At 70.1% G+C, this 7,196-nt stretch carries 8 protein-coding genes; 5 read left to right on the top strand and 3 right to left on the bottom strand.

The annotated features are described in order from the left end of the window. A partial coding sequence (locus tag D7V77_RS38990; protein WP_199733978.1) for a zinc-ribbon domain-containing protein occupies positions 1–219 on the bottom strand: 219 nt, incomplete at its 3' end. A gap of 168 nt (positions 220–387) precedes the next feature. Here D7V77_RS38990 and D7V77_RS38985 point away from each other — a divergent pair. Continuing rightward, complete coding sequence (locus D7V77_RS38985) at positions 388–1,062, top strand: polyhydroxyalkanoate synthesis regulator DNA-binding domain-containing protein (RefSeq protein WP_120581282.1); 675 nt, start codon at positions 388–390, stop codon at positions 1,060–1,062. A gap of 53 nt (positions 1,063–1,115) precedes the next feature. Here the strand turns inward: D7V77_RS38985 and D7V77_RS38980 are convergent, their stop codons facing one another. Together D7V77_RS38980 and D7V77_RS38975 are read right to left on the bottom strand one after the other, a co-directional pair. Next, the gene (locus D7V77_RS38980; protein ID WP_120581281.1) at positions 1,116–1,922 is read right to left on the bottom strand and encodes a ParA family protein; all 807 of its coding nucleotides are present in this window, start codon (positions 1,920–1,922) and stop codon (positions 1,116–1,118) included. A 22-nt stretch (positions 1,923–1,944) separates the two neighbouring features. After that, a complete protein-coding gene (locus D7V77_RS38975) occupies positions 1,945–2,256 on the bottom strand; it encodes a hypothetical protein (RefSeq protein ID WP_120581280.1) in 312 nt (103 codons plus the stop codon). Between the two features lie 196 nt (positions 2,257–2,452). On the opposite strand from D7V77_RS38975, the gene D7V77_RS38970 reads away from it, so the two are divergent. From D7V77_RS38970 to D7V77_RS38955, 4 genes are all read left to right on the top strand, one after another. Further along, complete coding sequence (locus tag D7V77_RS38970; RefSeq protein WP_120581279.1) at positions 2,453–3,373, top strand: ArsA family ATPase; 921 nt, start codon at positions 2,453–2,455, stop codon at positions 3,371–3,373. Next, on the top strand, positions 3,370–4,482 hold the full coding sequence (locus tag D7V77_RS38965; protein WP_120581278.1) for an ArsA-related P-loop ATPase: 1,113 nt from the start codon (positions 3,370–3,372) through the stop codon (positions 4,480–4,482). Before D7V77_RS38970 ends, D7V77_RS38965 begins: the two co-directional genes overlap by 4 nt. Positions 4,483–4,729: 247 nt before the next feature. Beyond that, positions 4,730–5,914, top strand: coding sequence for a tetratricopeptide repeat protein (locus D7V77_RS38960; RefSeq protein ID WP_120581277.1), 1,185 nt, complete (start codon positions 4,730–4,732; stop codon positions 5,912–5,914). 15 nt (positions 5,915–5,929) lie between these two features. Continuing rightward, the gene (locus D7V77_RS38955; protein ID WP_120581276.1) at positions 5,930–7,126 is read left to right on the top strand and encodes a M48 family metalloprotease; all 1,197 of its coding nucleotides are present in this window, start codon (positions 5,930–5,932) and stop codon (positions 7,124–7,126) included. The last annotated feature ends 70 nt before the right edge of the window (positions 7,127–7,196 follow it).

The raw sequence follows: 7,196 nt of genomic DNA, 5'->3' as shown, positions 1-7,196 counted from the left end.
CTCCCCGGTGGGCTCCGGGGCGTCTCCGAACGCCTGGAACGGGTCCGGCTGCTCGGCCGGAGGGCCAGCGGGCGGGGGGGCGCTCGGGGCCGGCGCGGGCTCACGCGCGACCCGAAAGGTGTTCTGACATTTGGTGCAGCGGACCTTGACCCCCTTTTCCGTCACCTTCTCGTCGGGGATCTTGAACCGCGTCTGGCACTGTTCGCACTGGACGATCATGGGGTCGGGTCGGGGGGACTTGGAGCATAGGCCCACCCGGCAACCACCGCGAGTCGGGCCCGGGTAACTTGCTCGCTTCCAACCCCTTTGATACGAGGTTCGCCCCTTTGGAAATCAAGAAGTAAACCAGTAAATGCCAAGGCGCAGCCGGGGTCGGAGACGACAGACATGAGCGAGGCCGAGCAAGCAAACGCTCCCAGCAACACCAAGGAGCCGAAGATCATCAAGCGCTACACGAACCGGAAGCTCTACGACACCGTGGAGAGCCGGTACGTCACGCTCGATGAGATCGCCGCGATGATCAAGGAGGGCACCGAGGTGCGGATTGTCGACAACCGCACGAAGGAAGACCTGACCTCCGTGACCCTGGCGCAGATCATCTTCGAAGAGGAGAAGAAGAAGAACCAGATGCCGCTGTCGGTGCTGCGGGAGATCATCCGCCACCCCGGCGAGTCCATCTCCGGGTTCATCCAGAAGGAGGTCTCGCCGCGCGTGGCCTCCATCCGCGAAGAGGCCGAGCAGCGGCTGGACAAGCTGCTGCGCCGCGAGGACGGCAGCCTGCAGGAGGCCCCTCCGGAGGCCCCCGCCGCCACGCCCGCGCCGCAGGCCGAGGGCAGCGCCGCGAGCCTCAACCCGGCGGAGCTGCTCAAGGCCAGCCAGCGCGCCTTCGAGGACTTCCAGCGCCGCATCGACGAGCGCGTGAAGCAGGTCGTGGAGAACCTCACCGGCAACCTCCCCGCCCTGGGCCGCGACATGCAGGCGCTCGCGCAGCGGCTGGAGGAGCTGGAGAAGAAGCTCGACGCCGTGGAGAAGGGCGACAAGAAGGACACCAGCGCGTCCTGAAGCACCCCAAGCCTGAACGCCGTGGCGCCCGTGAGGAAGCGGGCGCCGGCGCTTCAGGCCACCTTCGGCCGGGTCCGCTTCCGCTTCGCCGGAGGGGCCCCGCCGTCAATCTCCGCCGCGATGGCCGCGAGCATCCGCGCCCCCGGGCTCTGGGGTGCGTACTCCCAGATGGTCTTCCCGTGGCTCTGCGCCTCGTCCACCTTGACGCTGTAGCCCAGCGGCGTGGCGGCGAGCGCTTCGGGGAAGTACGTCCGCAGCCGCTCCAGGATGGCCGTGGCCAGCGCCGTCTTGCGGTACAGCGTGGGCACCACCCGGGTGACGCGGAGGTCCTTGCGTCCTTCCGCCTCGCCCACCTGGCGCACCGTCTCCGCCAGCTCCGCGCACCCGTCCAGCGCCAGGTACGTCAGCGCCACCGGCACCACCACCTCCGTGGACGCCACCAGGATGTTGCGCGTGGTGAGCCCCATGGACGGAGGCGCGTCGAACAGCACCATGTCGTAGCCCGCGGCTTCCGCTTCACGCATGCGGTCCGCCAGCCGGTGCGCGCGGCGCGGGTCCTGCGCCACGACCACCGGGAAGTCCGCCATCTCCTTGTACGCGGGCACCACGTCCAGCCCGCTCACGCCCGTGGGGCACACCACGGAGGCCAGGGGCACCTGCGCGTCGGTGAGCAGGTGGAAGACGTTGCGCGGCAGCGTGCGCACGTCCAGGCCCAGTGACTTGCCCGCGTGGCCCTGCGTGTCCAGGTCCACCAGCAGCACGCGGCGGCGCTGCTCCAGCGCGAGCCACGCGGCGGTGTTCACCGCGAGCGTCGTCTTGCAGGTGCCGCCCTTCTCGTTGATGAACGCGATGCGCCGCATGGCCGTGAGGGCTTGCCGCGCCCTACCCCTTCTTCTTCGAGGACGTGTTCGACACCAGCGTGTCCAGCTTGCCCTCGACGGACGCGAGCAGCTTCTCCAGGTCGTCCACCTTCGAGCGCAGCTGCTCCAGGTCCGCCGTGGACGGCAGGTTCATGGCGGACAGCGCCGTGCGCAGCGCCGCGTCCAGCGTCCCCTTCGCCGCGAGCGAGCGGGACACCAGCGTCTGCACCGCCCCCACGAACTTCTCGTTGGAGAGCAGCTGCTGCGCGAGCTTGCCCACGCGCTCCTCGCCCGTCTCCACGAGCTTCTTCATCACCGGGTTGTTCTTGAGCATGTTCTTGGAACCGTTCAGGTCCGGCCCACCCCGGACACGGCCTCTCGGCCGTCGGGACAGGCGGGACGTCAGGAAGAGGACGCCGCACTCTGGGAGGGGCCAACGCGACGTGTCAAGCAGGGCAACATTGGGGATTTCCGCTCGTGGACTCTCGTTGACTCTCCGGGAGCCCATCCCTACGGTTCGCGCGCCCTCTATGGCCGGACTGCTCGACAAACGCCTGTGGATCGTCTCTGGCAAGGGGGGCGTGGGGAAGACGACCGTCGCCGCCGCCCTGGCCCTGGCCTCGGTGCGCGCCGGCCGGCGCACCCTGGTGTGCGAAGTGAACACCCAGGAGCGCGTCAGCCGCATCCTGGAGCTGCCCGAAGCCGGCCCGGAGGTGAAGCTCCTGGAGGAGAACCTCTGGGCGGTGGACGTGCGCCCCCAGGAGGCCATGCGCGAGTACGGCCTGATGGTCCTGCGCTTCGAGACCCTCTACAAGACGGTCTTCGAGAACCGGCTGGTGCGCTACTTCCTGCGCTTCATCCCGTCGCTCCAGGAGCTGGTGCTGTTGGGGAAGATCCTCTTCCACCTCCAGGAGAAGCTGCCGGACGGCCGCTGGAAGTACGACACGCTGGTGCTGGACGCGCCCGCCACCGGCCACGCCATCTCCTTCCTGAGCGTGCCGCAGGTGCTCCTGCAGACGGTGCCGCCGGGGCCCATGACGCGCGAGGCGCTGAAGATGCGCGACCTGCTGGTGGACCCGTCCGTCACCGCCGCGGTGCTGGTGGCGCTGCCGGAGGAGATGCCGGTGAACGAGGCGTTGGAGCTGCACGGTGCGCTGCGAGACAAGGTGCACATCCGCACGCACGCGGCGGTGCTCAACCAGGCCTTCCCCCAGCGCTTCACGGAGGCGGACCTGGAGGCGCTCGCGGGCCACCCGGAGCTGATGCGCGTGGCCCAGGCGCACCATGACCGCGCGTCGCAGGCGGTGCTCGCGGGCACGAAGCTGGAGCGCAACCTCCACGCGCCGGTGTACACGGTGCCCAGGTTGTTCGTGCCGCGCTTCGGACGGGACGCGGTGGAGACGGTGATGGGGCACCTGAACGCGATGGTGACGGGAGGCACGGGAGCATGACGGCGCTGCAAACGGCGCTCGCGAACAAGCGCGTGCTCATCTGCGTGGGCTCTGGCGGCGTGGGCAAGACGACGGTGGCGGCGACGCTCGCGCTGCGCGCGGCGGTGGATGGCCGGCCCAGCATCGTGTGCACCATCGACCCGGCGAAGCGCCTGGCCAACTCCCTGGGCCTGTCCGGCCTGGGCAACACGGAGGCGGAAGTCCCCGCGTCCGTGCTGGAGCCCCTGGGTGTGAAGCCCAAGGCGGCCCTGCACGCGATGATGCTGGACATGAAGGCCACCTGGGACGACCTCATCACCCGCGTGGCCCCGCCGGAGCAGCGCGAGCGCATCTTCGCCAACCGCTTCTACCAGTCCCTCTCCACGGCCCTGGCGGGCAGCCAGGAATACATCGCCATGGAGAAGGTCTGGGACCTGCGCCGCAGCACGGACTACGAGCTGGTGGTGCTGGACACGCCGCCCACCGCGCACGCGCTGGACTTCCTGGACGCGCCCAACCGGGTGCTGGACTTCCTGGACAACGAAGCGGCCAAGTGGCTGCTCACGCCCGCGCTGAAGGCGGGCAAGGTGGGCCTGTCCCTCTTCAACCTGGGCGGCAGCTACGTGACGCGCGCGCTGTCGCGCTTCACCGGCACGGAGATGCTCCAGGAGCTGTCCTCCTTCATGCTGACGCTCTCCTCCATGAACGAGGGCTTCCGCGAGCGCGCCCGCGGCGTGCGTGAGCTGCTGGAGGACAAGACGACGGGCTTCGTGCTGGTGACGAGCCCCAATCCGGAGCGGCTGGACGAGGCCATCCACTTCCACAAGCTGCTCAAGCAGAACCGCATGGAGATGACGGCCATCGTGGTGAACCGCGTGCACCCGCTGCCCACCCAGGCGCAGTGGGCGGACGCGGCCACGCTGACGCCCACCCGCCGCGCGAAGGTGGAGGAGACGCTGCGCGAAACCCAGGTGCTGGCGCAGCAGGACCTGGAGGGCCTGGCGCAATTGCGCGCGGCCTGTCCGGGCACGCCCCTCATCCAGGTGCCGCGCTTCGGGCTGGACGTGCACGACCTCACCGCGCTGTGGGGCACCGGCCGCTACCTCCTGGGCGACGACGTCCTCGCCTGAGCGCCCTCCCCCACCCCGCGTGACGCGCCGGAGGCTCGCCGGAGGCTCGGAGACCCCGGGCATTTCCGGCGCGCGGGGGCGTTCATGCCGGGCGGACGGGCGACTGAGCACCGGAGGCCTGCCCGCATTAGACTGGCGGGCTCCGGAAGCACCGCGGAAGAGCACCCCGGGAACCTGGCGGGTCTCCTGGGTGTCGATGTCCGGGGCCGCACCGGGTGACGTGGGCGTCCGGATGGGAGCGAGCTGCATGCACGGCAGGAAGCGGATGGAGTCAGCCGGAGTCGCCCGGCGGTGGCTGTGGGTGGGCGTGTTGGGCCTGGGCCTGACGCTCACGGGCTGCCGCACCACGGGCACGGGGACGAAGCCGGACGCCACGGCGAACAAGCAGGTCGTGGAGTTCGACCCCGTCACGGTGACGGCGGACCTGGAGCTGGACAAGCTCAACGACGAGGAGCTCTTCGCGGGCGGCACCTCCGCCTTCGCCGCCAACGACTTCAAGCAGGCGGCGCGCTACTTCGGCCGGCTCGCGGACTTCCACCCCAACAGCCAGCACCGCCGGCAGGCCCTCTACAACGCGGGCCTCGCGCACCAGCGCCTCAAGGAATGGGACGACGCCTACGGGCGCTTCGCCGAACTGGCGGAGCCGGAGAAGGGCCAGGGCGACGCGCTGGACGCGTCCTTCCGCGTGGCGGAGTCGCTCTACCACCTGGAGCGCTACGAGGAGGCGGTGAAGCTGCTGACGACGCTGGCCGCGCGCGCGGACCTGCCCGCGGGACGCCGCATCGAGGCCCAGGTGCAGCAGGGCATCTGCCAGGTGGAGGCCGGCCGCACCGACGACGCGGAGGGGACGCTGCGCAAGGCGCTGGCCGCGTATGACGCCCTGCCGGACAAGGCGGAGGTGGAGGACTACTTCCCCGCGCAGGCGCACTTCTTCGTCGGCGAAATCTACCGGCTGCACTACGAGGCCGTGAAGCTGGAGGCCAGCCGGGGCAGCGACGGGCTGGCGCAGGACCTCAACTACAAGGCGGAGCTGCTGTTGTCCGCGCAGGGCCACTACCTGCGCGCCATCCGCGTGGGCAACGGCTACTGGGCCACCGCCGCGGGCGCGCAGATTGGCGCCCTGTACGAGAACCTCCACGAGCACATGGTGAACTCGCCCACGCCCCCGGAGCTCAACGCCGAGGAGGCGGAGGTCTACCGCCAGGAGCTGCGCAAGAAGATCCGCGTGCTGCTCACCAAGTCCATCAACATCTACGAGCGCACGCTGGAGGCCGCCGAGCGCATCGGTTCGCAGAACGCCTTCGTGGACCGCACCCGCCAGAGCCTGGAGAAGGTGAAGACGCTCCTGCTCGCGGACGCGGACGCCGACACGGAGTCGGAAGGGGTCTCCGTGCCCATGCCCGCCTCCAACGCGGGCGCGAAGCACCGCTAGCGCCCCCCGCCGGCCATGGAACCGCTCTTCACCCCGGAGCAGCTCGCCGACATCCACGCCTACCACCAGCCCTATTACATCCGGGCGGCGGTGGACCCGCTGGTGCGGCTGGCCCTGTCCGCGCTCATCCTGGCCGTGCTCGTGCGGCCCGTGTACCGGGGGGCAACGGCCGCGGCGGCGTCACTGGAGCGCAGGTTTGGCGCCACGCTGCGCAAGGCCCCGGTGAGCCGCGCCTTCTTCAGCGCCATGGACCGGCTGTGGGGTGAACCCGGTTGGGGGGCCGCGCTCCTCTTCGCGCTCTTCATCGACCTGGCCACCCAGCTGCTCTACGCCCCCGCGAACGTGTACTTCTTCTACGTGCTGGAGCACCGGCACGGCCTGTCCAACGACACGCCCGCGACCTTCGCGTGGATGTGGTTCAAGGGCACCCTCGTGGGCGCCATCGCGCTGACGGCGCTCGTGATCGGCCTGTATGGCCTCGCCCGCCGCGTGCGCAGGTGGTGGCTGGTGCTGGGCGTGCCGGTGGCCCTGCTGATGCTGGTGGCCGCCGCCCTGGACCCGTACCGCGCCCGCCTCTACTACGACCAGACGCCCTTGCAGGAAGGGCCGCTGCGCTCGCGCATCACCGAACTCATGCGCAAGGCGGACATCACCTTCTCCGACGTGGTGGTGGAGAAGACGTCCGTGCAGTCCAAGCGCATCCAGGCGTACTTCGCCGGCCAGGGCCCCACGCGCACCATCGTCCTCAACGACGTCATCCTGGGTGAGCTCGCGGAGGACGAAGTCCTGGCCGCGGTGGCGCACGAGGCGGGCCACGTGAACGAGCCCCGCTGGCCCGGCCGCATCTTCTCGTCGCTCGCGGTGCTGGCCCTGCTCTTCCTCATCGACCAGTTGCTGCGCCTGTCCGCCCGCCGGGGCTGGTGGGGCATCCAGCGCTCGGGCGACATCCGCACCCTGCCGCTGATCTCGCTGGTGGTGTTCCTCCTCATCACGCTCGCGGCCCCCGTGGCCGGGGCGCTCTCCCGCGAGCGCGAGCGCGAGGCGGACCGTTACGGCCTGAACCTCACCGGCGACTCCGGCGCCTTCCGCCGCATGCTGGTGAAGGCCGCCCGGGTGAACAAGATGGACCCCGAGCCGCCCCGCTGGGTCGTGCTCAAGGGCATGAGCCATCCCCCCATCGGGGAACGGCTCACCGCGCTCGACGCGCCCTGAAGCCGCTTTCAAGAAGCCGCCGGTGGATGGGCCTCCACTCCACTCCCCCTCGCCATCCAGGCCCACCCTC

This window comes from Corallococcus sp. CA041A, assembly GCF_003612075.1.
Taxonomy (GTDB): domain Bacteria; phylum Myxococcota; class Myxococcia; order Myxococcales; family Myxococcaceae; genus Corallococcus; species Corallococcus exiguus.
Note: the sequence above shows the minus strand (reverse complement) of the source record. Positions and strands in the feature narration are given on the sequence as shown.

Bases quoted from the DNA above. Each gene is read 5' to 3' on its own strand.
- D7V77_RS38985 (WP_120581282.1), top strand. From the start codon at position 388: ATGAGCGAGGCCGAGCAAGCAAACGCTCCCAGCAACACCAAGGAGCCG.
- D7V77_RS38980 (WP_120581281.1), bottom strand. From the start codon at position 1,922: ATGCGGCGCATCGCGTTCATCAACGAGAAGGGCGGCACCTGCAAGACG.
- D7V77_RS38975 (WP_120581280.1), bottom strand. From the start codon at position 2,256: ATGCTCAAGAACAACCCGGTGATGAAGAAGCTCGTGGAGACGGGCGAG.
- D7V77_RS38970 (WP_120581279.1), top strand. From the start codon at position 2,453: ATGGCCGGACTGCTCGACAAACGCCTGTGGATCGTCTCTGGCAAGGGG.
- D7V77_RS38965 (WP_120581278.1), top strand. From the start codon at position 3,370: ATGACGGCGCTGCAAACGGCGCTCGCGAACAAGCGCGTGCTCATCTGC.
- D7V77_RS38960 (WP_120581277.1), top strand. From the start codon at position 4,730: ATGCACGGCAGGAAGCGGATGGAGTCAGCCGGAGTCGCCCGGCGGTGG.
- D7V77_RS38955 (WP_120581276.1), top strand. From the start codon at position 5,930: ATGGAACCGCTCTTCACCCCGGAGCAGCTCGCCGACATCCACGCCTAC.